Origin of the sequence: Streptomyces sp. NPDC007164, from assembly GCF_040634135.1 — a bacterium.
Taxonomy (GTDB): Bacteria; Actinomycetota; Actinomycetes; order Streptomycetales; family Streptomycetaceae; genus Streptomyces; species Streptomyces sanglieri.
The window spans coordinates 98,400-120,774 of record NZ_JBEYFB010000005.1; the positions used below are offsets into that span (position 1 = coordinate 98,400).

Here is a 22,375-nt window from a genome sequence, read left to right on the forward strand (position 1 = left end):
CGATCCGGCCTGCCGGGCCAGGAATCGACGGAGCCGTCGGGCATCAGCCCGGAGCGCCGTGGACGCCGACGCTCGGGTCGGAGGACGAGAGGCCCAGGTCGATGCGTCGGCGCTCCTCAAGGAGTTCGATGCGCAGGGCCTGCTCGTCGGTGATCACATCGCACACCCAGTCCCAGTGCAGCGCCACCCGGTCACCGGCGGCCAGCCCGTCGAGCAGCGTCAGCCCACCGGCCGAGCAGCGTACGGACTCCTCCCGCCACGCGCCGTCGGCCAGCCCCGCACCGTCCCAGCACAGCGGGCGTGACCGCACGGTCGCGATGTCCCTGTCGGCGGCCACGACCACTCCCGTACGGATGCGGCACTGGTCGAGCACGGACAGGGCGGTCGGACGGCCTGCCGACCGAAGCATCGGGGCCCACGGATACACCTCGAACACCTGGAAGCTGTGATGGGCCAGGGCCCGCCGGCCTGCGTCGCGCCAGGTACCGCCGAGCTGTCCCCGGAACCGGTCGGTCATGCGCTCCACCAGAGCGGCGGGATCGGCCCGGTCCAGCAGTTCGTTGCCGATCCAGTACGCCTCGACCACCCGCACGTCGAGCGGGTCCGCCAGCCCGGCCGTCTCCGCGAGGAACTGGAGATAGCACCAGGCACCCTCGAACTGCCGGGCCCGCCGCTCGATGTCGGCGGTCGCGTCACGGCGCAGCAGGGCCGCCGCGTCGGCCGGACCGCAGTAGCCGAGCTCGTTGGGCGGGTAGGCGTATCGCGCGAACAGGAGGGCGCCCTCGGTACTCACTCAGCAGATCCTCGGTAGTTGTTCGCCGATCGGCAGCCCGATCACCCGGCTCCCGCCCAGCCCCGTCTGCGCCACGACCATCCCGGCGTGATCCGGAACGCAGCTGCCGATCCAGCAGGCGGACCGGCCCAGGGGATGGGCCCGCATCGCGGCCAGTACCCGGTCCGCGTCCTCGGCCGGGACGATCGCGATCAGTTTTCCTTCATTGGCCACTTGGAGCGGGTCGAGCCCGAGCAGGCTGCACGCGTCGCGCACCGCGGGCGGTACGGGAAGCAGCCGCTCGACCAGCTCGACGCCCACGTCCGAGGCGCGGGCGATCTCGTTCAGCGAAGCCGAGACGCCCCCGCGCGTGGGATCCCGGAGCACATGGAGGTCGGTACCGGTGGCGAGCATGGCGGCGACCAGCCGGTGCAGCGCGGCGGTGTCGCTCTCCACCGTCGTGCCGAAGTCGAGGCCTTCCCGGCAGCTCATCACCGCCACACCGTGCACACCGATGTCGCCGCTGATGAGCACCGCGTCGCCGGGGCGTGCCCGGCGCGCGTGGATGTCGACACCGGGAGGGATCATGCCGATGCCCGAGGTGTTGAGGTAGACGCCGTCACCACTGCCGTGCTCCACGACTTTCGTGTCCCCGGTGACCAGGCGTACGCCGGCGTCCTCGGCGGCCCGGCCCACGGCCTGCGCGATCCGGCCGACGGCGCTCAGCGCGGTGCCCTCCGCGAGGATGAACGCGGTGGACAGGAACAGGGGTGTCGCACCCGACATGGCCAGGTCGTTGACCGTGCCGTTCACAGCCAGGTCACCGATCGACCCGCCGGGGAAGAACATCGGCTTCACCACGAACGAGTCCGTGGAGAACGCGAGGCGGGGGCCGGAGCCGACCGTCAGGACGGCCGAGTCACCGAGGTCGGCGGCGGCAGCGGCACCGTACGCGGGCAGGAACAGGTGCTCGATCAGCTCACCGGACATCGCGCCGCCGCCCCCGTGGCCCATGACGACGGACGGGATGTCCCGCAGCGGTACTGGGCAGGCCCATCCGTCGAAGTCGAGGTCGGGAACCTCGTTCACCAAGGCGGTCACGTCCTGCATCGCGTCAGTCACTTCGCATCGACCAGTTCGAGGCGGCGGTGGGTGTAGTACGCGGCGCACGCGCCCTCGGACGACACCATGGTCGCGCCGAGCGGGTTCCTCGGCGTGCACTCCTTGCCGAACGCCTCGCACAGATGCGGCTTGATCAGGCCCTGGAGGACCTCGCCCGAGCGGCAGAGCGACGACTCGGCGGTGCGAATGTCCGTCACGTCGAACCGCTGCTCCGCGTCGAACGCCCGGTACTTCTCGGAGAGCCGCCAGCCGCTGCGGGGAATCGCCCCGATGCCCCGCCAGGTCCGGTCGGTCACCTCGAAGACATCGGCGAGCATCTCCATGGCGGGCACATTGCCCTCCTCGCGTACGGCCCTGGGGTAGGCGTTCTCCACCTCGTGCCGGCCCGCCTCCAGTTGGACGACGGTCCGGCGGACCCCTTCGAGGATGTCCAGCGGTTCGAAGCCGGTGACCACGATCGGGACCTTGTACTTCCGGGCCAGCGGCGGGTACTCGGCCGTCCCCATCACGCTGCACACGTGGCCTGCGGCGAGGAACGCCTGCACCCGGCACGTCGAGGACTCCATGATCGCGGCGATCGCCGGCGGCACCAGAACATGGGACACCAACAGGGAGAAGTTCCGCACCCCGAGCCGCTGGGCCTGGTACACCGTCATGGCGTTCGCGGGGGCGGTGGTCTCGAACCCGATCCCGAAGAAGACGACTTCGCGGTCGGGATTCTCCCGGGCGAGCTTCAGCGCGTCGAGGGGCGAGTACACCACGCGTACGTCGCCGCCGGCGCTCTTGACGGAGAAGAGGTCCTGGCTGCTGCCGGGCACGCGCAGCATGTCGCCGAACGAGCAGAAGATGACGCCGGGACGGGCGGCGATCGCCAGCGCCCGGTCGATGGTCTCCAGCGGGGTGACGCAGACGGGACATCCCGGTCCGTGGATCATCTCCACACTGTCCGGCAGCAGTTGGTCGATGCCGTGCCGGATGATGGAGTGGGTCTGGCCGCCGCAGACCTCCATCAGCGCCCACTTCTGCGTGGTGGCCGCGTGGATCCGGTCGATCAGCTTCTTCGCGACATCGGGGTCACTGAACTCGTCGAGGTACTTCACCGGCCGACTCCTTCGGGAGAGGCTCCCTGTTGGGCTGCGCGTTCGAAGCCGTCTCCGAACTCCTCGGCCAGGATGCCGAGCCGCTCGAAGTCGGCGAGAGTGTCCAGGGCCGACCGTTCGTCGAGGCGCTGGATGGCGAAACCGACGTGCACGATGACGTATTCACCGACGGTCGCATCGGGGATGTACTGGAGGCACACCTCCTTGCGCACCCCGCCGAAATCGACCTCGGCCATCACGGTGCCATCGACTTCGGCGGTACTGAGGACACGCCCCGGAACAGCCAGACACATGGTCCCTCTCCTCTGTGGATCCCTCTTGAGGCAGGCGGTACGGTCGTGCGGCAACGTCAGCCCGATGCGGCGATCATGAGCTGGCCGAGGGCGATCCCGCCGTCGTTCGGGGGGAGCAGGCGCGGCCGCAGGACGGTGAAGCCCCGCTCGGTCAGGCCGCGTTGTGTCGCCTGGAGCAGCACGGCGTTCTGGAAGACCCCGCCGCCCAGCGCCACGGTGCCGAGACCGGTGCGCTTGTGGCAGAGGTCCGCGAGGCGGACGGCCAGAGCGGCGACGGCGGTGTGGAAGCGCGCGGCGATCAGCCCGGCCGGAACGCCGTCCCGTACGTCCGACACCACGGCCCGGACGACCGGGCCCGGATCCGCGACGGCGGGTTCCTCCCTGTTCCCGGGCCGGATGCCGAAGCAGTAGCCACCCTCCGGTGCCGCGGGGCCGGCTGCCGCGGTGCGGGCCAGCCCTTCCAGTTCCATCGCCGCCTCCGCCTCGTACGCCACCACGTGGCGGACGCCGGCCAGGGACGCGACCGCGTCGAAGAGCCGGCCCATGCCCGACGTGGGCACGCAGCCGAATCCGGTGGCGAACTGATGGGCCAGTACGTCGCGTTCGGCGGGCGGACAGGCACGGACCGCGGGCATGTCGTCGTCCCAGGGGATGCCGGCCGCGTGCAGATGTGCGAGGGCCATCCGGTACGGCCGCAGCACACTCGCGTCGCCCCCGGCCAGCGGTACGCAGCCCAGGTGCGCGGCCCTGCTGAACGACGCGTAGCCGGCCACCAGGACCTCGCCGCCCCAGGCCGACCCGTCGGCGCCGTAGCCCGTGCCGTCGAAGGCGATGCCGATCACGCGCTCGTCCGCGCCCAGGCCGTGCTCCGCCATCACGGACGCGATGTGCGCATGGTGGTGCTGCACGGTGCGGACCGGTCGCCCGCCCGCGTGGGCGCGAGCCCAGTCACCGGAGTGGTAGCCGGGATGGAGGTCGGCCACCAGCCGGGTGGGCGCCACCCCGGTGAGTTCCTCCAGATGCGTTTCGGTCCGGGTCAGGGCGTCGACCGTGGACAGGTCGTCCATATCGCCGATGTGCTGGCTCAGCCAGGCGTAGCGGCCCTCGGCCAGCGCGCAGGTGTTCTTCAGGTCGGCGCCCACGGCGAGCGTCGGGGGCACGTCGAAGGGCAGTGCGAGCGGCAGCGGAGCGTATCCGCGTGAGCGGCGCAGGGGCAGCTCGGCACCGGCGGCCCAGCGGCTGACCGAGTCGTCGCACGGCACCTGGATACGCCGGTCGTGCCGTAGCCAGGCATCGACCAGCGGTGCCAGGACGGTCAGCGCGTCGCCGTCGTCGGTGACGATCGGCTCGCCCGACAGATTGGCCGACGTCATCACGAGCGCGTCCGGGCCCGGCCGGTCGTCACCGATCCCGAAGAGCAGGAAGTGCAACGGGGTGTACGGCAGCAGCAGTCCGAGGTGGGGGCTGCCGGGCGCCACCGCGTCGGACACCCCCGCCTCGGGCCGGCCGGCGCGACGGGGGAGAAGGACGATCGGCCGACGCCCACCGCTCAGGAGCTCCTCCTCGTCCGCCGTGAGAGTCACCAGCTCACGCGCGACGTCGAGGCCGGGCACCATCACCGCGAACGGTTTGCCACCGCGCTGCTTGCGCCGGCGCAGATCCGCCACCGCCGCGTCGTCGCGGGCGTCGCACACCAGGTGGTAGCCGCCGAGGCCCTTGACCGCGATGATCCCGCCCTCGGCGAGAAGCTTCCGCGCGGTCCGCAGCGCGTCGGCGTCGTGGGACGCGACCACACCTTCCTTGCCGACGAGTTCGAGCCGCGGTCCGCAGTCGGGGCAGGCGATCGGCTGGGCGTGGAAGCGCCGGTCGCGTGGGTCCTCGTACTCCGCCCGGCAGGCCCCGCACATCTCGAAGTCCGCCATCGTGGTGGCGGCGCGGTCGTACGGAAGACCAGTGACGATCGTGAACCGGGGGCCGCAGTGCGTGCACGTGATGAAGGGGTGGCGGTAGCGCCGGTTCGCTGGATCGTTCAGCTCCTCCAGACAGTCCCGGCAGGTGGCGATGTCGGGCGAGACCAACGTCCTGGCCCGGCCGGACGCGCTGGACCGCTCGATGGCGAAGCCCGTTCCGCCGCGGATCGGCTGTTCGCTCGTGCGCACTTCCCCGACGACCGCGAGCGGTGGGGCGTCGGCGCGGAGACGGCGGCCGAACTCCTCCACGGCCCCGGCCGTTCCCTCGACCTCGGCGAGCACCCCGTCGCCGGTGTTCGTCACCGAGCCCGTGAGCAGCAGCTCCGAGGCGGTGACATAGACGAAGGGCCGGAAGCCCACGCCCTGCACGACGCCCCGCACCTCGAATCTGCGCCGGATCCGCTGCTCCCGGCCGCGGCCCATCATCTCCAGTCCCGACAGGGCCTCCCGGGCCTTCGCCCGGTCGATGAGCTCGACTGCGAAGCCCATATGGAGAAGCACCCAGTCGTCGCGACCGGGCGCCTCGTCGAGCATGCCGATGTTGACGCGGCGCTCGGCGCCCTCCACGTCCACGAGAGCCAGCTGGCCCGCATACCCGTCCACGATCTCCACGACGCGGCCAGGAATGCCTAGGCACATGATCAGGATCTCCGGGGTTCGGCGCTGTTCGCGGACGCGGTCGGTACGGACGGCACGAGCTGCTGGACCAGGGTGTGCACTGCCTGCATCGCCTCGGGCACCGTGCTGTCGACGGCTTCGCTGAGCCCGATGCCCTCCTCGACTCCGGCGGGTGTGCAGCCGACGAGGTAGGTGAGCGGAAGCGTACCGCCCAGTTGACCCAGATTTGCCAGGACCGCGACCGGATTCATCCCATGCGCGTCGAATTCACCCGAACCGAGGTCATCCACACCGATGCGGAGCACCGTCACCTCCCCGGGGGCGCCGCCCCCCGGGTACGCGTCGACCAGAACCAGCGCGTCGTACCCGTCGAGCAGGTCGTACGCGAGATGCATGCCCCGGATGCCGTAGTCCACCACCCGGACCTGCGGGGGCATCCCGCCGTCGCGGGCCAGCCGGCGCACGACCTCCGGGCCGAAGCCGTCGTCGCCGAGAAAGAGATTGCCGATGCCCGCGACCAGCACCCGGGCGGCCGTGTCGGGTCCGTTCGTCATCCTCGGCTCAGCCGCCCCCGGACTGGAGGTCGGGCGATTCCGGGTCCTGAGCCCTCTCCGGCTTCACGGAGGTGTCGGAGCGTTCGTCCGAGGGGCCCGAGGGGCGGTCGGCCGGGCCGCCCGACGGTCGGTCCGAGCCGGTGCCGCGGGACCCCTTCGGGCCCCGTTCCTCCTGCGGCTCTTCCTCGACGCCGCTGTTCTTCTCCGGTGTGTCCGCCACGGGATGCTCCTTACTCACTTCACTCGGACCGGGATTCACATCGAACGGATGCGCAGGTAGCGGCGGATGTCGGGGATCGACCTGATCCCGACCGCCATGGCGACGACCGCCACGGCCGCGGCCGCTCCGGCGGTGATGATGCCCAGGGTTTTCACGATCGGTTCTCCTCTCGTTGCTGCGCCGTCTCTTCGACGCTCAGGGGTGTCAGTTCGTCGGGCGCGAAGTAGAAATAGCGGCCGTACCAGTCGTGCAGGTCCGACGCGGGGTCGTCGACGAGGACCAGGGCGATGTGCGTACCGCCGTCCACGTCCGAGAGAACCGCGGTCACCCGGGCCACCTGGCCGGCGAAGAAGAGATCCTGCGCGTCTGCCCGCCGGGAGGGGTGGACGCGGACCAGGCTGCCCTTGGCCACCCTGACCCCGTCGATCACGACCGCGTCACTCCCGGGTCGTACCGAGGCGTCGGCCGCCGGGTCCCACCAGGGGGCGCCCGCGGTGTCGAAGGCGGCGGGCTCCGGATCCCGGACACCGGCCGCCGGGCTCACGGGAACCGCGGGCCGCGGCGGGTGCGGGTCGCGCAGCAGGCCGTGCAACTGCTGGAGGTCGGCGGGCGACATGCGGTCGCACCGGTCGATGATCTCCCGGGCCCGGGGATCGGTGGCCCGGGCCTCCGCCTTCTCCTCCTCCGTCATGGTCATCACGCGGAGGGTCAGGATCTCGTCGATCTCGGTCGAGTCGAACAGGGCGCCGGGGCTCTGCTCGGCGACCTCCGGATAGTCGTACAGGATGATCGGCGCACCGAGCAGGGTGTCGGTGGACCCTTTCGGGCCGGCCAGCACGGGCCAGCACCTGCGCTGCAGGCAACGGCCGGCGGCCGCTGCCGCCCCGGCGGGCGGTTCGAGCAGCGAGACGAACTCGGCGTCGTGCGCCCGCAGCAGCAGATGCGTGCCGATCAGCGACGACCGGATCGCGGCGTCCTTGGTGGCCGTGGGCTCCGGATGCTCGTTGCGCACCGCCACCGAGAGGCGCACGTATCCGTCGTCCATGACGGCCCGGGTACGGATCCGGACGGCCAGAGGAATCCGCCGGCGCACGATCCGGCCCACCGCCACGCCCCGCGCGTCGGCCACCGGCTCGGTGTCCTCGCCGCCCGGGACCTCGTGGACGGCGTCCGCCACCTCTCCCAACGGAAGGGCGGTCAGCACGACTTCACGTTCGACGGCCTCGTCCCAGGACATCACCGACACCCCGTCGACGGTGAGCTGCTCGACCGGTACGTCCACCCCGTCCGCGCCCGTACTCCGCACTTCGCGGACCTGGAGCTGGAGGAAGCGCAGATGCACGGTGACAGCCGCCGGCCCGTCGTGCGGTACCAGCAGGCACTGCATCTCCATCTCCGGCTCCTCGCCAAAACTCGCGGCCGTGGCGTGCGGCGGACCGAGGACCCCGAACTGCCAGCGCGACCGGTTCTTGTGCGAGCTCGCCCGGTACGGGTACAGGAGGTACCCCTCGTACAGGACGGCGTCGGCGATCGAACGCACCTGGTCAAGACTCACAGGACCACCTCGTCGTGTTCGGCCAGGAGGGCCTGGACCGTCTCGTCCCAGCTGATCAGCCCGCGCCGGGCCCGGAAGTCCGCGAAGCGCGCCAGCACCTCGTGGTCCAGCCGGATCCACCCGGTGTTCGGGTAGTGCGCCGCCACCATGCGTCGCCACACCTCGACCGGCATCGGGTGCCGGGCCTCGCAGTCCCACGGCACCTGCTCGACCCCGAAGCCATTGCTGCCGCGGGTGAAGACCGTGCCGGAGAACAGGAGGGCGAGGGGCACAGAACCCTCGCCCAGGGCGTGCAGATAGCGGGAACCGATCACGTCGAAGTCGTATGTGCAGGGCAGCGCGAGATCGACCTCGGTCGCAGCGCTGAACCCCTGCACGGTGGTGTCGCAGCTCATCCACTGGAACGGCTTCAGGGTGTCCGTCCAGCGGTCCCGGCCGCCGAACAGCGCCACCAGGCCGCTCTGTTCGGCCTCGTCGTAATGGCGCCGCTGCGGCTCGATGCGGACCTGGCAGTGCAGCGCGATGGCGTGGATCCGCCGGCCCGTCCGCTCCTCGATCCGCAGCCGAGCGGTCAGCTGCGGAGCGGCCGCGTACGGCTCGGCGACGACGTCGAGCACGGAGAACGCGAGGTCGTTCACGGCGCCCCGATCCCCGCGGCGGGCCGGCTGCGGTCCGCCACCCGCGCGAAGAAGCCGTCCATCGCGGCACGGGCCTCGGGGCCACCGTCGAACCCGCGCCACAGCGAGCGCAGTTGCCCCACCAGCTCGTAGCAGGCGTCGATCGGCACCAGATGGCACGAACCATCGCTCTCCGCCGTACGCCGGATCAGCAGCGCCTCCACGTCCGGACGCAGCACGGCGAGCTCCTGGCTCGACTCGACGACGGCCGCCCAGGCGTCCAGCGGCAGTTCCGACTCGGTGGCCCCGGCGGGCCCGGGGTAGAACGCGACCATCCGGTCCTGGACGGAGTTGCGGAACAGGAAGGCGAGCCCCACGGGAATCTGCAACTCGTCCCAAGCGCCCCCGTCCACGGTCAGCCCGGCGAAGTGCAGATAGCGCTCGGGGACCGCCCGGTAGCGCAGCTCCGCGTTCTCGTCGGTGAACAGCAGATAACAGGCCCGGCAGCCGCACATCAGGGCGCGGCTGTCGAGGTTCACCACATGGGGGTGGTTCTCGCCGATCGGTTCCGCGCACATCTCGCAGCGCTCACCGGCGGACGGCCGCGGCCGGTTGCGCGTGAGCCGAAACAGGGTCGCGGCCGGTGAGGCGGAACGGCCGGCGGCGATCACGTCGCCACCGCCGCGGGGACCGACACCGAGACCGTGGCACCGTCCGACAGCAGGGGCAGCGGGGTCAGATGCACACTGTCCCCGTCGAGGCAGACCCCGGCCCGCCGTACGTCGTAGTGCGCACGGCACTCGGCGCAGCGCAGGATCGCGTCCCCGGAACGGCCGCCCAGCCGCCGCGCCAGCGTGGCACCCTCGAAGGGCCGCTCGCAGCGCGCGCACCGGTCCTCGAAGGCGAAGAGATCCCTGCCCACCCGGCAGGCCACCACCCGCATCGTGCCGACACCGATCCGGGCCACGGTGCCGGACTCCAGCCCCGACAGCTGCGGCACGGCCTCCCACGACACGCCGTCGTCGGCGGCCGTCCCGGACCCCGCGTGCAGCCGGGCGAACAGCGAGTCCACCGCTACCAGCGGCCCCGCTGCCCCGGCGTCCCCGCCGGCCTCGGCCTCGGTCTCGACCTCGATCGAGGTGATCTCCGGCGCCGCCGCCTCCACGGCACCCTGCACGGCCAGCTTGAGTGTGACCGAGGACGACGGGCAGCCGTCACAACTGCCCAGCAGCCGCAACCGGACAGTGCCCTCGTCGGTGACGGCGAGCAGCTCCACATCACCGCCGTGCGACCCCAGATACGGTCGTACGCTCTCCAGCGCCTGCTCGACCCGGGTCTCCACGCCGTACGGATGCAGCCCGTGCACCAGTAGGACGCCGGACACCAGCTCGTCGCCGGCCAGGGCGGCCAGGACGTCGTCGTCCAGCCGCCCCCGCTCGTGCACGAGGTCGAGCAGCCGTTCCAGCCCGGCACCGTAGAAGTCGGCGACGAGCCGGACCAGTTCCTCGCTGCGCTCGCGGGCGATCGCGCCGCCCGAGCCGCTGGCGGCGATCAGGGCGTCGATGCGTTCACCGGTCGTCCGCCAGTCGGGCGCGGCCGGGGACTCCTCCCGCGCCATCACTCAGTGCCCGCGGACTGGGTGGGGGAGTGCAGGAGTTCCAGCTTCTTGCCCTCGCCGAGGTACATGTGCACACCGCAGGGCAGACAGGGGTCGAAGCTGCGTACCGTGCGCATGATGTCGATGCCCTTGAAGTTCTCCCGGTCGTTCTCCTCGAAGATCGGCTGGCCCTGCACGGCGTCCTCGTAGGGTCCGGGCGTGCCGTACGTGTCGCGGGGGCTGGCGTTCCACGGAGTCGGCGGGTATGGGTGGTAGTTGGCGATCTTGCCGTCCCGGATCACCATGTGGTGCGAGAGGACACCGCGGACCGCCTCGGTGAACCCGCAGCCCACGCCCTCCTCGGGCACCTCGAACTTCTCCCAGGTCTTGGTGTTCCCGGAGCGGATCTCCACGAGTGCCTTCTCCGCGAAGTGGAGCGCGCAGGCGGCCGCGTAGGCCTGGAAGTAGCTGCGCGCCCGGTTGCGCTCGATGGTGTTGCTCCACTTCGGGACGTGCCACTCCAGCTCCACCGGCCCCTTGAGGGCGGTCTTGGGGAGGTTGATCTTGACGCTGTGGCCGGTGGCCTGGATGTAGCCGATGTCGACCAGACCGGCCAGCGCGGTGGTCCACAGCCGCGCGAGCGGCCCGCCGCCCGTGTCGAGCGCCAGGTAGTCCTTGCCGTCGAACCACCGCGGTGACATGACCCAGCTGTACTTGTCGTCCAGGTCCCGCTTCTGCGGCTGCGGGTTGGTGTGCTGGTTCCACGGGTGGCGCCGGTCGACCGGATTGCCGAGCGGGTCGTGGGAGACGAAGGTCTCCTGCTCGTCCCAGTCGTTGTAGTACGACGAACCGAGCAGGATCCGGATGCCGAGGTTGATCTTCACCAGGTCGGTGGTGACCAGCTTCCCGTCGATGACGACACCGGGGGTGACGTACATCTTCCGGCCCCAGTCGGTCATGTCCTTGTACTCGAAGTTGCAGTGCTCCGGGTCCTGGAAGGAGCCCCAGCAGCCCAGCAGGACGCGCCGGTTGCCGACCTGCTCGTACCCCGGCAGGGCTTCGTAGAAGAAGTCGAAGAGATCGTCGTGCATCGGCACGACCTTCTTCATGAACTCGACGTACCGCTGGAGGCGGGTGATGTAGTCCGTCATCAGCTGGATGGTCGCCACGGTGCCGACCCCGCCGGGATAGAGGGTGGAGGGGTGGACGTGCCGGCCCTCCATCAGGCAGAACATTTCCCGGGTCATCCGGCTGACCTGGAGCGCCTCGCGGTAGAACTCGCCGGTGAACGGGTTCAGCGAGCGCATGATGTCGCCGATCGTCTTGTATCCGTGTGCGTCGGCGTGCGGGGAGGGGGTGCGGTTGGCCTGTTCCAGCACTCCGGGGTTGGTCTCCGCGACCATCTTCTCGCAGTAGTCGACCCCGACCAGGTTCTCCTGGAAGATGTTGTGGTCGAACATGTACTCCGCGGCCTCGCCGAGATTCACGATCCATTCGCCGAGGTGCGGCGGCTTCACCCCGTACGCCATGTTCTGCGCGTAACAGGAACACGTGGCGTGGTTGTCACCGCAGATTCCGCAGATGCGACTCGTGATGAAGTGCGCGTCCCGCGGGTCCTTTCCCTTCATGAAGACCGAATAGCCCCGGAAGATGGAGCTGGTGCTGTGGCACTCGGCGACCACCTTCTGCTTGAAGTCGATCTTCGTGTAGATGCCCAGGCTGCCGACGATCCGGGTAATGGGATCCCACGCCATTTCCACCAGGTCGTTCTTGCCCTGGCCGCCTCCGGCACCTCTGTGCTGCGTCGCGGTCATTGGCCGCCTCTTCTTTCTGTCCGTTGCGGTGATGTACGAGGTCACTCACCAGGTGCGTGTGGCGCCGGTAGTGAGTTTCCCGCCGGGCCTACGCCATTTCGGTTCGCGGTCCAGGGTGTGGGTGGTGAGGTGGCGCAGCCGCCGCATCGTCGACCCGTACAGCCCGACCGCGTTGGTCGAGAGCTTTCCGCCGGGGGGCTCGTCCATGAACGGCATGAACTTGTCCGGGAACCCGGGCATGGTGCAGCCGATGCAGATGCCACCGACGTTGGGGCAGCCGCCGATGCCGTTCATCCAGCCGCGCTTGGGCACGTTGCACTTGACCGCGGGGCCCCAGCAGCCCAGCTTGACGATGCACTTCGGCGAGCCGTACTCCGTCGCGAAGTCGGCCTGCTCGTAGTAGCCGGCTCGGTCGCAGCCCTCGTGGACCGTCGACCCGAACAGCCACGTAGGACGCAGCGCGTCGTCGAGCGGGATCATCGGGGCCTGGTCGGTGGCCATGTAGAGCAGGTAGGTGAGCGTCTCCGAGAGGTTGTCCGGCTGGATCGGGCACCCGGGGACACACACGATCGGGATCCCGGCCTTGGACTCCCAGTCCCAGCCCAGGTAGTCGGGAACCCCCATTGCGCCGGTCGGGTTCCCCGCCATGGCGTGGATGCCGCCGTACGTCGCGCAGGTGCCGACCGCGACGACCGCGGTCGCCTTCGGAGCCAACCGGTCGAGCCATTCGCTGGTCGTCATCGGCTGACCGGTGGCGGGATCGTTGCCGAACCCGCACCAGTACCCCTCGTCGTGCAACCGCTCGTTCGGAATGGATCCCTCAACCACCAGAACGAACGGTTCCAGTTCTCCGCGATCGGCCTTGAAGAACCATTCGAGAAAATCATCGGCACCGCCGTTCGGACCGCATTCGAAATCGATGAGCGGCCAGTGGACGGCGACCTGCGGAAGTCCCGGCAGGGCGCCGAGCGCGATCTCCTCGATGCTCGGCTGCGTGGCTGCGGTCAGGGCGACGGAATCGCCGTCACAGCTCAGTCCTGCGTTGATCCACAGCACGTGGATCAGTGTGTCCTCCGCCTTTACCGCTTCCTCTGTCGGCATGGCAGTATCGCCTCTCAGGATGACGGCCTACCGGCCATCGGCCCCCACAGGTGGGTACGCGCACATTGCTACCATCACGCCTCGATTCGCGGGCATCGGCAACAGGGGAAATCGCCGCTCCGGCTGGTCACCGGGGCCCGAATGACGGCATGCGGTGGGCCGCTCGGGTGGTCCGGGCGGGGGACCGGTCCTGTCGGGCGGCGCCATGGTCCTCCCGTGGCCCTACGGTCGGAGCCACCCGCGGAAGGACGAGGCACCGGTGCACGAGCTGGCCATCACACAGAGCGTCGTCGGCTCGGTGTGCGAACGCGCCGGGGGGCGTCCGGTCCGCTCGGTCCGCGTCCGCGTCGGCGTGCTCACGGCCGTGGTGCCCGACTCGATGCGGTTCTGCTTCGGGCTGGTCACGGAGGGAACGGCCGCGGAGGGCGCGCAGTTGGAGATCGACCAGCCGCCCGGCGCCGGCCGCTGCCGCACCTGTGACCTCGAATTCGCCCTGACCGACCTGATTCTGCTGTGTCCCTGCGGCAGCGCGGATGTGGAGATCACATCGGGACAGGAACTGCAGATCGTCTCCATGGAAGTGGGCTGAACCATGTGCGGTACCTGCGGCTGTGCCGAGGAGTCCGGCGGGACCAGGATCGTGATGCTGCGGGAGGAGGATGCGCCGGACCACGGACATCCGCATCCGCATCCGCATTCGGACCCGTACCCCCGTCCGCACGAGCATCGTCGGCCGAGTGAAGCCGGTGAGACCGTCACCATCGAGCAGAAGGTACTCGCCAAGAACGACCTGCTCGCTGAACGCAACCGGACGTGGATGACCGACCGCGGCGTAGTGGCGGTGAACGTGATGAGCTCGCCGGGCGCAGGCAAGACGACCCTGTTGGAACGCGCCGTCACCGACCTCGGCGGCCGCCGGCCGGTGGCCGTCATCGAGGGCGATCAGGAGACGAGGCTCGACGCCGACCGGATCAGGCGTACGGGCTGCGCCGTGGTGCAGGTGAACACGGGGGCCGGGTGCCACCTCGACGCGGAGATGATGCGGGACGCCCTCACGGCGCTGTCCCCGGCCGAGGGCTCGCTACTCATGGTGGAGAACGTCGGAAACCTGGTGTGCCCCGCCCTGTTCGACCTGGGTGAGCGCAGCAGGGTCGTGATCATCTCGGTCACCGAGGGCACGGACAAGCCGCTGAAGTACCCGTACATGTTCGCTGCTGCCGACCTGATCCTGATCAACAAGTCCGATCTGCTGCCCTATGTCGACTTCGACGTGGAGCAGTGCGCGCAGCACGCGCGCTCCGTGAACCCGGACGTGCGCGTGCTGACGCTCTCCGCGACCACCGGAGAGGGCCTGGCCCACTGGTACGACTGGCTGGCGGCGCAGCGGTAGCAGCTGCGCCGCCGCACCGCGGTCAGTCCCGGAGGAACGGGGGCTGCGGGACCGTGGTGCCCGACGCGGGGCGCTCCTTGCGGACGAAGGCCCGGCGCAGCCCGTGGTACGGGTGGTGCGGGTCCGCGAAGATGCGGTGCATGCGGACGAGTTCGGCCTCCCGGTACGGGGCCAGGTCGACCCGGTCCCGCTCCTCCTTCTTCGCGTGGATCCGGGACTGCGTAGCCGGCAGGGCTGCCAGGCGGGCAGCCAGGGCGCCGACTTCCGAGTCGAACGACTGAGGGGCGCAGGGGATCACCCTGTCGATCAGCCCGAGCCGGTGGGCCGCCGTGGAGCTGACCGGCAGGGCGTCCCGCATGAGCCGGTCGGCCGCCGCAGCACCCACCCGCCGCGGCAGCGTGTACGTCCAGTACTCCGATCCGTACAGCCCCATCAGGCGGTAGTGCGGATTGAACACCGCTCCCGCCCTGCACCACACCTCGTCGGCGGCGAGGGCCAGCATCATCCCGCCCGCTGCGGCGTTCCCGGCCAAGGCGGCGACGACCAGCCGGTCCGTGGTGGTCAGCACCGCCTCCACCATGTCGTCCATGGCATTGATGTTGGCCCAGGACTCGGCGCCGGGATCGGCCGCTGCCTCGATCACATTGAGGTGGATGCCGTTGGAGAAGAAGTCCCGGCCGCCGCCGACGACCAACACCGAGGTGGGCCGGGAGCAGGCGTACCGGTAGGCGCGCAGCAGGCGCTGGCACTGCGCGGTGCTCATCGCGCCGCTACGGAACGAGAAGGACAGGAAGCCTGTCCCGGCCTCCTCCCGGTAGCCGATCTCGGACCAGGTGTTGTCGTTCCCGGACCGGTGCAGCGGAGTCGGCCGCTCGGGTACGACGGGCAGCCTCCCGGCCAGCGCGGAGGTGGCGGGGAGCTTGAAGGTGGCCGGGCCGCCCGGCGCCCGCCGCGGCCGCAGCTCGGGGATCCACACCGCGCCATCGGTGGTGGCCCGGCAGATCGCGCCGTCCCGGGTGGCCACCACCTCCCCCGGACGCCCGCCCAGCCGGGGCTCGGGATACCCGCCGTGCAGGAACCACTCTCCGCCCAGCAACTCGTCGAGCACACCGGGCTGAGAGTCCGCCGCCCTGAGCTTGCGGACCACCGTCGCGGTGGAGTCCGACCGCCAGTCGATGCGGCGCAGCGACTGGCGGAACGGAGGACGGCAGCCGTTGCCGTCGCCGGAGGCCTGCGGTGCCGGGGTGTACGTCCCCGACGCGAAGCGTCCGACCGCCAGAAGCACCGCCTCCACGGCGGCGTCGGAGATCTCGTTGCGGTACAGGTCGCTCTTGCCCATGGGGGGCAGCGGACAGTCCACGGACGCCCAGACGTCGCCCGCGTCCATCTCCGCGTTCGCCTGAAGTACGGTGACGCCCCAGCTGTCCGCTCCCTCGTGGACGGCCCAGTCCAGGGAGGAGGGCCCGCGGTCACCGACCGGCCCCGGATGGACGACGAGACAGGCATGGACCGACCAGACGTCCCTCGGGATCGCGGTCTTCAGGTACGGCGCCACAACAAGGTCCGGGCACTCCCGGCGGACGGCTTCCCGGACTGGGCCTTCCTGGTGCGTGAGTTGCACGGCAACGGAGTGCCCGCGGTCCCTCAGCTCCGTCTGGACACGTTGGGTAAGGCTGTTGAAGGCGCTTGCGACAAGCAGGATGTGCACGGCGATCTCCCGGTGGCTGCGGTCCGTCCTGATCGAGCGTGAGCGTGGACACTCGCTCAGCGGAACTCACGCGGCGGGAACAAGCCGGGAATTCACTCGAAGCGCACACAGAGGAGGGGGAGCCGACGCGCAACCTCGTTCGCCGCAAACCATGTGGGCGGCGTGGTCCGGAAACGGACCGGACCTTGGCCCCGACCGGTCGGACTCGGGTGGTCACCCGGAGCGCCATCGGGATTCGGTCCGGGCGGCCGCATGGGCCGACCGTCCGGGTGAGCCCGTACGCCGCCCGGGTAAGCGCGGGCGAGGGCGCCGGGATCCTCGGCGGCTCGGCTGTCGCGATGCTCCCGGGCGTTGTTTCCGCAGGAATCCTGGGACACTACGGAGAGATGGGCTCAGAGGTGTCCGATTATGCGCAGGGTGCGATCGGTTGCCTTAACTGAGTTTGGTGGATATGGACAGGAGCCATCCCGACAGGCAGGTGCGGTTGAGCCTCTCCGGTCAATGAGTCGCTTCGGTGGGACGGGCAGGGGGCGCGGTGGCACCGCGGCTGGGTGGCGGGACGGGCGGGTTCGGCAACCGCTATGAGGGAGCCTGGACGATCAGACACGCCCTGCACGTACTGCTGGGCTCGGGCACGTCGCTCCGTGTCGATCCGGGCGGGCCGCTGGGCGACGGGGTCGACTTCGTCTACCGGCACGACCACGGGACGGAAGCGCACCAGGTCAAGCGGAAGAACCGCGATGCGAACAGCTGGAATGTGGCTTCTCTTCGCGACGAGGGAGTATGGGAGAGCCTGCGTTCGCACGTCGAGGCGGGCCGGGCGTTCCACTTCGTCTCCCTGGTCCCCGCCCGTGCGCTCGATGAACTCGCCGACCGTGCCCGCCGCTCCGACGACGTCGCCTCCTTCGAGACGGAGTGGCTGACGGACGGACTCCGGGGCCCCTTCGACGCCCTCGCCTCGGACGGCATCTACGGTTCGACCGCGATGGCCTGGAGGATGCTGAGAGGGCTTCGGGTGGAGCGGCACGATGAACGGGACCTCGTACGCACCAACGCCGTCCTGGCCGAACAGGTCCTGGCCGGAGCACCGGGCCGCCTGGCGGCGCTCGCCCTCGGCCAAGTCCTGATCGACAACCCGGGAACCACACTTGACGCCGCGGCCCTCACCACCCGGCTGGCGCCGTACGGACTGCGGAGTGTCGCGCGGGCCGACGCCGTCGCGGTGTCCGATGCCGTGCGCACGGTGACGCGCCGGTGGGCGGCGAGTGTCGAACGTACCCTGCTCCGGCCCGCGATCCCCCGCGAGGAGACCGTCCGCCTCGTGACGGAGGCCAGGCAGGGCACCCGACGGCTCATCCTGCTGACCGGAACCGCGGGCGGCGGGAAGAGCGCCGTGCTGCACCAGACCTTCACCGCTCTTGTCGAGGCGGCCACTCCGGTACTCGCCTTCCGGCTCGACCGTCCGGAACCCTTCGGCTCGACCCACGAACTGGGGCAGCGTGTCGGCCTGCCCATGTCCCCGGTCGGCGCTCTCGGCGCCATGGCGGACGGGCAGCCCTGCGTCCTCGTCGTGGACCAGCTCGACGCCGTCAGCATGGCGTCGGGGCGCATCCCGGAAACCTTCGACGCGGTGGCCGACCTGGTGGACGAGGCCGCGGCACATCCTCGCATGCGGGTGGTCCTGGCCTGTCGCGCGTTCGACGCCGAGGCCGACGCCCGCATCCGCAGGCTCACCGCCCCGGACCACTGCACACGCGTCTCCGTCGGATCGCTCTCCGACGCCCAGGTCGACACCGCCGTCACCGGCATGGGCCTGGACGTCTCCCGATTGGTCCCGTCGCAAAGGGAGTTGCTGCGCACACCGCTGAATCTCGTCCTCCTCGCCCAGGTCGCGGACCAGGAGGAGGCCCTCCTTCTCCGCACCACTCGGCAGCTGTTCGACGCATTCTGGGACACCAAACAGGAGGAGTGCGCCCGACGTCCGTCCGTGCGATTCCACGAGGCCGTCTCCGTCGCCGTCGCCGCCATGAGCGCGGGCCGGCGGCTGTCCGTGCCGTACAGCATCCTTGACACGGACAACCTCGCCGCCAGCCGGAGGGTGCTGGAGTCGGAAAACGTCTTTGTGCGCGACGGCCGTCAACTTGCCTTCTTTCACGAGAGTTTCTTCGACTACGCCTTCGCCCGCGGCTGGCTCCGGCGCGAAGAGAGCCTGGTCGCCTTCCTCGCCGGAGGGGAGCAGGAGCTGTTCCGTCGCGGACAGCTTCGGCAGGTGCTCGATCACCTGCGGGATCTCGACCCGGAACGGTTCGCCGAGGAGGTCGAGGCGCTGCTGACCGGTCCGGACATCCGCTACCACCTCAAGCATCTGACCCTGGCAGTGCTCCGCGGTCTGGACGCGCCCACCGCCATCGAGTGGGGCATGGTGGCCCGTGTGCTGGACACGCGCCCGCTCTTCCGCGACCGCCTCGTCGACATGCTCGGCACCCCCGCCTGGTTTTGTCGCGGCGACGACGAAGGGGTCTTCGAGAGCTGGCTCGCCGGCGTCGACACGAGAGAACAGGAGTGGGCGGTACGGCTGTTGGCGGCGGTGGTGGGTGTCCAGCCCGGTCGGGTGGCCCGCCTGCTGGAACCGCACGCCGCCGACCCCCGGTACGGTGCGTGGCTGATGCGGATCGTTCCCCGTGCCCGCCTCGCCGGCAGCCGCCCGCTCTTCGGCCTTCTGCTCGACGCCGTGCGAGCGGGGCTCTTCACCGGCCTCGAACACGCCCTGTGGGACCCGGTGGGCGACCTGGTGGCCGAAGAACCCATGTGGGTGGCCGAGTTGCTGGGCGCGCTGCTGGCGGAACGCCCGGACAATCTCCGGCTCGACGACCACGGCAGGGTGGCGGCACTGGCGAACCGGGACCACACGGTACTTCGGGCAGTGACTGCGGCCGCTGTCGGCGCACCGGAGGAGTTCTGCGTCCGGGTGCTGCCGGTCCTGCTGACCGTCATGGGCCTGACCGCCTGTCCGTCACGGACGGGGTGGCCCGTCGGTGACCGCCACTTCTCATACCGCCATCCCGACGACGACCCCGGCGACCTGGGCGAAGCTCTGCTGCAAGGCACGGCCAAGGCTCTCCGGATCACGGCGGGCCGGGACGCCGCGCGAGCGCGTCAGCTCGTGGAACACCTGGTGAGCGAGGGGTACGAGGCGGCGCAGTGGCTGCTCTACCAGGCGCTGGCCGCGGGGGGACCCGATCTCGCCCCACGGTCCGCCGAGATCCTTCTCCAGGGCGGACACCGTCTGCTGTCCGGCTACGTCGGCAATGCCGTGTGGGGCGCCCGTGAGGTCCTCGGCGCCATCGGCGGAGCCTTGCCCGACAGCACTCTCCGGCAGGTGGAGCAGTCCCTGCTCCACCTGCGCCTCCCCCCGGACCAGGAACTCTCGCCCTGGCACGAGTTCACCCTGTTGACAGCGCTGCCCGAAGGGCGGCTCTCCGAAGGGGCGAGGCGCCGGCTCGGAGAACTCCGCCGACTCCACGGCGGCCGACGGGAGCCGGACGAACCGGAGGGGGTGACAGGTGGGTTCGTCGGCCCGCCCATCCCGGCGGAAGCGGCCCAGTACATGAGTGACGACCAATGGCTGAGCGCCATGAGAAAGCACAGCCGCGACCGGATCGACTGGGAGACCCACACCGGCGGGGCGCGCGAACTGTCGCACACGCTGCGGAGCATGACGGTGGCGGACCCCGGCCGGTTCGCGCGGCTCGCCGTGCGGATCGACGCCGGGACGCACCCGGCCTACGGTGCCTCGCTGCTCCTCGGCTTCGGTGAGGCCGAGACGTACCACGATCCGGAGACCGTCTTCGCGGCGGTGCGCCACTTGGCGGGCCTGGGCAGGCCGGAGCAGGACAAGTGGCTGGGGCACGCCCTGCGGAAGTATTCCGGCCGTGTGCCGCTCGACCTGGTGGGGGTCCTCCTGAGCCGCGCGCTCGACTCGGGAGAGCCGGGCGACGCCGACGATCCGGCCAGCGAGCCCGTGTCCGGCGAGGACGGGAACAACGCGACACACGACCTGCTCTCCGCCGGGATCAACACCGTACGGGGCAGCGCGGCCGAGAGCCTGGGCGATCTGCTCGTCCACGACGCGGACGGGTCCCGTGCCGCCCTGATCGTTCCCCACCTGGGCCGCCTCGCGGCCGATCCCTCCCTCGACGTCCGGGCGTGCGTGGCCCACGTGCTGCGTGCCGCGATCCGTCACGACCGCCCGGCGGCGGTCGATGCCTTCGCGGTGCTCGTCCGGGCCCCCGACCACCTGCTGGCGTCACCGTACGTCGCCCGCCTGGCCGTCGCCCTGATGCACGGGGACCCGGCGTCGGCAGGACCACTGACACAACGCATGCTGTACTCCCCGGTCGCGTCGGTGCGCCGGGTCGGCGGCCGGATCGCCGCGCTGGCCGCGATGGAGTGGGAGACGCGTGACCTGCTGGCCGAGGTGCTCGACGGGAACGACACGGAACAGCGGCAGGGGGCCGCAGTCGTGTGCGCCCAGCGGCTCCTGAACACCGGTGACGCGGCGCTCGCCCACCATGCACTCCTCCGGTTCTTCCACGACCCCGAGGAGGGCGTGCGAAAGGCTGCCGCCACGGTGGCGGCCGAGTTGCGCGGCCGGCGTCTGGGGCCGCACCGGCGGACACTGACCGCGCTGATCGACTCGCGCGCCTTCGGGGTTGCTCTGCCCCAGTTGCTGATCACTCTTGAGGAGGCTCCCGACCGGGTGGACGAACTGGTCCTGACATGCGTACGGCGCTTTGTGACGGTGTTCGGAGCCGCTTCGGCCGACTTGTCCCGCGATGCGGCGGCCGACGCCCACCACATCGGCCGCCTGCTGGTCCGCGCGTATGCCCAGGCACCTTCCCCCGCGATCCGGTCCGCGATCCTCGATCTGCTGGACCAATTGCTGCTTCTCGGGTCCTACGGTGTGGCCGAGGCGATCAACGACTCCGACCGGAGCTGAACGAGACCCGCTCCGCCCGGATCCGGCCCGCAGGATGCTCCGGCCATGCGCCGCCGCGCGCCCCGGCGTGCATCCGGCACATCGGCGGACGGGGCCGAAACGTCCGCCGCCGCGTGGACCGAGTGCTGTGCTGTGCAGATGATGCACGGCTCGAACCCCAACCCTCGCGCGGCGTTCCTCGACACGTTGTCGACCGAAGCACGCGGGGCCCTCACCCGGCTCGGTACTCGACGCCGCTACGCCGTGGGAGACGTACTCATCCACGAGGGCGACCACGCACAGGAACTGGTGGTCCTCCACGAGGGCTTGGTGAAGGTGACCGCCCGGCTGGACCGCGACCGGGTGTCGCTCGTGGACATCAGGATCGCCGGGGACGTCGTGGGCGAGGTGGCGGCGATGGACGTCGGACCCCGATCCGCCACGGTCACCTCCTGCGGCGACGTGTCCGCCACCGTCGTCCCGCGCGACGAACTGGAGCCCTTCCTCCTCGCGCACCCCGACGCGTTCCTCGCCCTGTATCGCTGGCTCTGCGGCAGGGTGCGCCGATCCGACCGCCTACGGCTGGAGCTGGGCGGATACCCGGTCCCGGTGCGGCTCGCACGCGTCCTGGTCGAACTCGCGGAGTTGTACGGGCGGCCCAGGCGGACTTTCAGGGGGCCCGACTGGAACAGGGTGCACATCGATGTGAATCTGTCCCAGCCGGAGTTCGCCGCCCTCACCGCATCCACCACGCACACCGTCCACAAGGCGCTGGCCCAGCTGCGGAAGGACAAGATCATTACCACCGGCTGCCGGCAGACCTCCATCGGGAACATGGCCCGTCTGCGCGAGGCAGCCCTGCTGAGTGTGCCGGACACATAGGGCCACGCCGAGAAAGCCGCATTAATGCGGCTTTCTTCGTCGCCCCCGCCCCCTCGGAACACAGTTGGCGTGCATCGCACCCAA

At 70.4% G+C, this 22,375-nt stretch carries 18 protein-coding genes; 4 read left to right on the top strand and 14 right to left on the bottom strand.

All coding sequences use genetic code 11. The features are described from left to right. Positions 1-43: 43 nt before the first annotated feature. From ABZ622_RS10685 to ABZ622_RS10745, 13 genes are all read right to left on the bottom strand, one after another. Positions 44-793: a DUF6390 family protein gene (locus ABZ622_RS10685; RefSeq protein WP_360542000.1), complete on the bottom strand. Its 750-nt coding sequence runs from the start codon at positions 791-793 to the stop codon at positions 44-46. Then, positions 794-1,882 (bottom strand): hydrogenase expression/formation protein HypE, encoded by a 1,089-nt coding sequence (gene hypE / locus ABZ622_RS10690; protein ID WP_360542139.1) that lies wholly within the window; start codon positions 1,880-1,882, stop codon positions 794-796. Between the two features lie 8 nt (positions 1,883-1,890). Beyond that, a complete protein-coding gene (gene hypD / locus ABZ622_RS10695) occupies positions 1,891-2,994 on the bottom strand; it encodes a hydrogenase formation protein HypD (RefSeq protein ID WP_360542001.1) in 1,104 nt (367 codons plus the stop codon). Beyond that, entirely contained in the window at positions 2,991-3,287 is a 297-nt protein-coding gene (locus ABZ622_RS10700; RefSeq protein ID WP_266692350.1) for a HypC/HybG/HupF family hydrogenase formation chaperone, read from the bottom strand. Before ABZ622_RS10700 ends, hypD begins: the two co-directional genes overlap by 4 nt. 56 nt (positions 3,288-3,343) lie before the next feature. Continuing rightward, positions 3,344-5,896: a carbamoyltransferase HypF gene (gene hypF / locus ABZ622_RS10705; protein WP_360542002.1), complete on the bottom strand. Its 2,553-nt coding sequence runs from the start codon at positions 5,894-5,896 to the stop codon at positions 3,344-3,346. 2 nt (positions 5,897-5,898) lie between these two features. After that, positions 5,899-6,429: a hydrogenase maturation protease gene (locus tag ABZ622_RS10710; RefSeq protein ID WP_360542003.1), complete on the bottom strand. Its 531-nt coding sequence runs from the start codon at positions 6,427-6,429 to the stop codon at positions 5,899-5,901. Positions 6,430-6,436: 7 nt separating this feature from the next. Beyond that, positions 6,437-6,649 carry a hypothetical protein gene (locus ABZ622_RS10715; protein WP_360542004.1) on the bottom strand — a complete coding sequence of 71 codons (213 nt, stop codon included), beginning with the start codon at positions 6,647-6,649 and terminating at the stop codon, positions 6,437-6,439. 151 nt (positions 6,650-6,800) lie between these two features. Then, complete coding sequence (locus ABZ622_RS10720; protein WP_360542005.1) at positions 6,801-8,204, bottom strand: hypothetical protein; 1,404 nt, start codon at positions 8,202-8,204, stop codon at positions 6,801-6,803. Beyond that, on the bottom strand, positions 8,201-8,842 hold the full coding sequence (locus ABZ622_RS10725) for a DUF6084 family protein (protein WP_360542006.1): 642 nt from the start codon (positions 8,840-8,842) through the stop codon (positions 8,201-8,203). The genes ABZ622_RS10720 and ABZ622_RS10725 overlap by 4 nt, the downstream gene beginning before the upstream one ends. Then, positions 8,839-9,399 carry a DUF5947 family protein gene (locus ABZ622_RS10730; RefSeq protein ID WP_360542007.1) on the bottom strand — a complete coding sequence of 187 codons (561 nt, stop codon included), beginning with the start codon at positions 9,397-9,399 and terminating at the stop codon, positions 8,839-8,841. Before ABZ622_RS10730 ends, ABZ622_RS10725 begins: the two co-directional genes overlap by 4 nt. A gap of 89 nt (positions 9,400-9,488) precedes the next feature. Beyond that, the gene (locus tag ABZ622_RS10735) at positions 9,489-10,439 is read right to left on the bottom strand and encodes a NifU family protein (RefSeq protein WP_360542008.1); all 951 of its coding nucleotides are present in this window, start codon (positions 10,437-10,439) and stop codon (positions 9,489-9,491) included. Next, a complete protein-coding gene (locus ABZ622_RS10740; protein WP_360542009.1) occupies positions 10,439-12,232 on the bottom strand; it encodes a nickel-dependent hydrogenase large subunit in 1,794 nt (597 codons plus the stop codon). Before ABZ622_RS10740 ends, ABZ622_RS10735 begins: the two co-directional genes overlap by 1 nt. A 45-nt stretch (positions 12,233-12,277) precedes the next feature. Then, on the bottom strand, positions 12,278-13,333 hold the full coding sequence (locus ABZ622_RS10745; protein WP_360542010.1) for a hydrogenase expression protein HypE: 1,056 nt from the start codon (positions 13,331-13,333) through the stop codon (positions 12,278-12,280). A 259-nt stretch (positions 13,334-13,592) separates the two neighbouring features. Here ABZ622_RS10745 and ABZ622_RS10750 point away from each other — a divergent pair, with 259 nt between their 5' ends. Beyond that, positions 13,593-13,922: a hydrogenase maturation nickel metallochaperone HypA gene (locus ABZ622_RS10750; RefSeq protein WP_360542011.1), complete on the top strand. Its 330-nt coding sequence runs from the start codon at positions 13,593-13,595 to the stop codon at positions 13,920-13,922. A gap of 3 nt (positions 13,923-13,925) precedes the next feature. After that, entirely contained in the window at positions 13,926-14,723 is a 798-nt protein-coding gene (hypB, locus tag ABZ622_RS10755) for a hydrogenase nickel incorporation protein HypB (protein WP_360542012.1), read from the top strand. Positions 14,724-14,745: 22 nt separating this feature from the next. Here hypB and ABZ622_RS10760 read toward each other — a convergent pair whose 3' ends face one another. Then, positions 14,746-16,431 carry a hydrogenase maturation protein gene (locus ABZ622_RS10760; protein WP_360542013.1) on the bottom strand — a complete coding sequence of 562 codons (1,686 nt, stop codon included), beginning with the start codon at positions 16,429-16,431 and terminating at the stop codon, positions 14,746-14,748. 514 nt (positions 16,432-16,945) lie between these two features. Here ABZ622_RS10760 and ABZ622_RS10765 point away from each other — a divergent pair. Both ABZ622_RS10765 and ABZ622_RS10770 read left to right on the top strand, forming a co-directional pair. Further along, positions 16,946-21,430 carry a hypothetical protein gene (locus ABZ622_RS10765; RefSeq protein WP_360542014.1) on the top strand — a complete coding sequence of 1,495 codons (4,485 nt, stop codon included), beginning with the start codon at positions 16,946-16,948 and terminating at the stop codon, positions 21,428-21,430. Between the two features lie 138 nt (positions 21,431-21,568). Continuing rightward, positions 21,569-22,291 carry a Crp/Fnr family transcriptional regulator gene (locus ABZ622_RS10770; protein ID WP_360542015.1) on the top strand — a complete coding sequence of 241 codons (723 nt, stop codon included), beginning with the start codon at positions 21,569-21,571 and terminating at the stop codon, positions 22,289-22,291. Positions 22,292-22,375 lie beyond the last annotated feature (84 nt).

Excerpts from the sequence above, each read along its gene's own strand:
- hypE (WP_360542139.1), bottom strand. The coding sequence starts at position 1,882 with ATGCAGGACGTGACCGCCTTGGTGAACGAGGTTCCCGACCTCGACTTC.
- ABZ622_RS10700 (WP_266692350.1), bottom strand. The coding sequence starts at position 3,287 with ATGTGTCTGGCTGTTCCGGGGCGTGTCCTCAGTACCGCCGAAGTCGAT.
- hypF (WP_360542002.1), bottom strand. The coding sequence starts at position 5,896 with ATGTGCCTAGGCATTCCTGGCCGCGTCGTGGAGATCGTGGACGGGTAT.
- ABZ622_RS10710 (WP_360542003.1), bottom strand. The coding sequence starts at position 6,429 with ATGACGAACGGACCCGACACGGCCGCCCGGGTGCTGGTCGCGGGCATC.
- ABZ622_RS10730 (WP_360542007.1), bottom strand. The coding sequence starts at position 9,399 with ATGTGCGCGGAACCGATCGGCGAGAACCACCCCCATGTGGTGAACCTC.
- ABZ622_RS10735 (WP_360542008.1), bottom strand. The coding sequence starts at position 10,439 with ATGGCGCGGGAGGAGTCCCCGGCCGCGCCCGACTGGCGGACGACCGGT.
- ABZ622_RS10740 (WP_360542009.1), bottom strand. The coding sequence starts at position 12,232 with ATGACCGCGACGCAGCACAGAGGTGCCGGAGGCGGCCAGGGCAAGAAC.
- ABZ622_RS10745 (WP_360542010.1), bottom strand. The coding sequence starts at position 13,333 with ATGCCGACAGAGGAAGCGGTAAAGGCGGAGGACACACTGATCCACGTG.
- hypB (WP_360542012.1), top strand. The coding sequence starts at position 13,926 with ATGTGCGGTACCTGCGGCTGTGCCGAGGAGTCCGGCGGGACCAGGATC.
- ABZ622_RS10770 (WP_360542015.1), top strand. The coding sequence starts at position 21,569 with ATGATGCACGGCTCGAACCCCAACCCTCGCGCGGCGTTCCTCGACACG.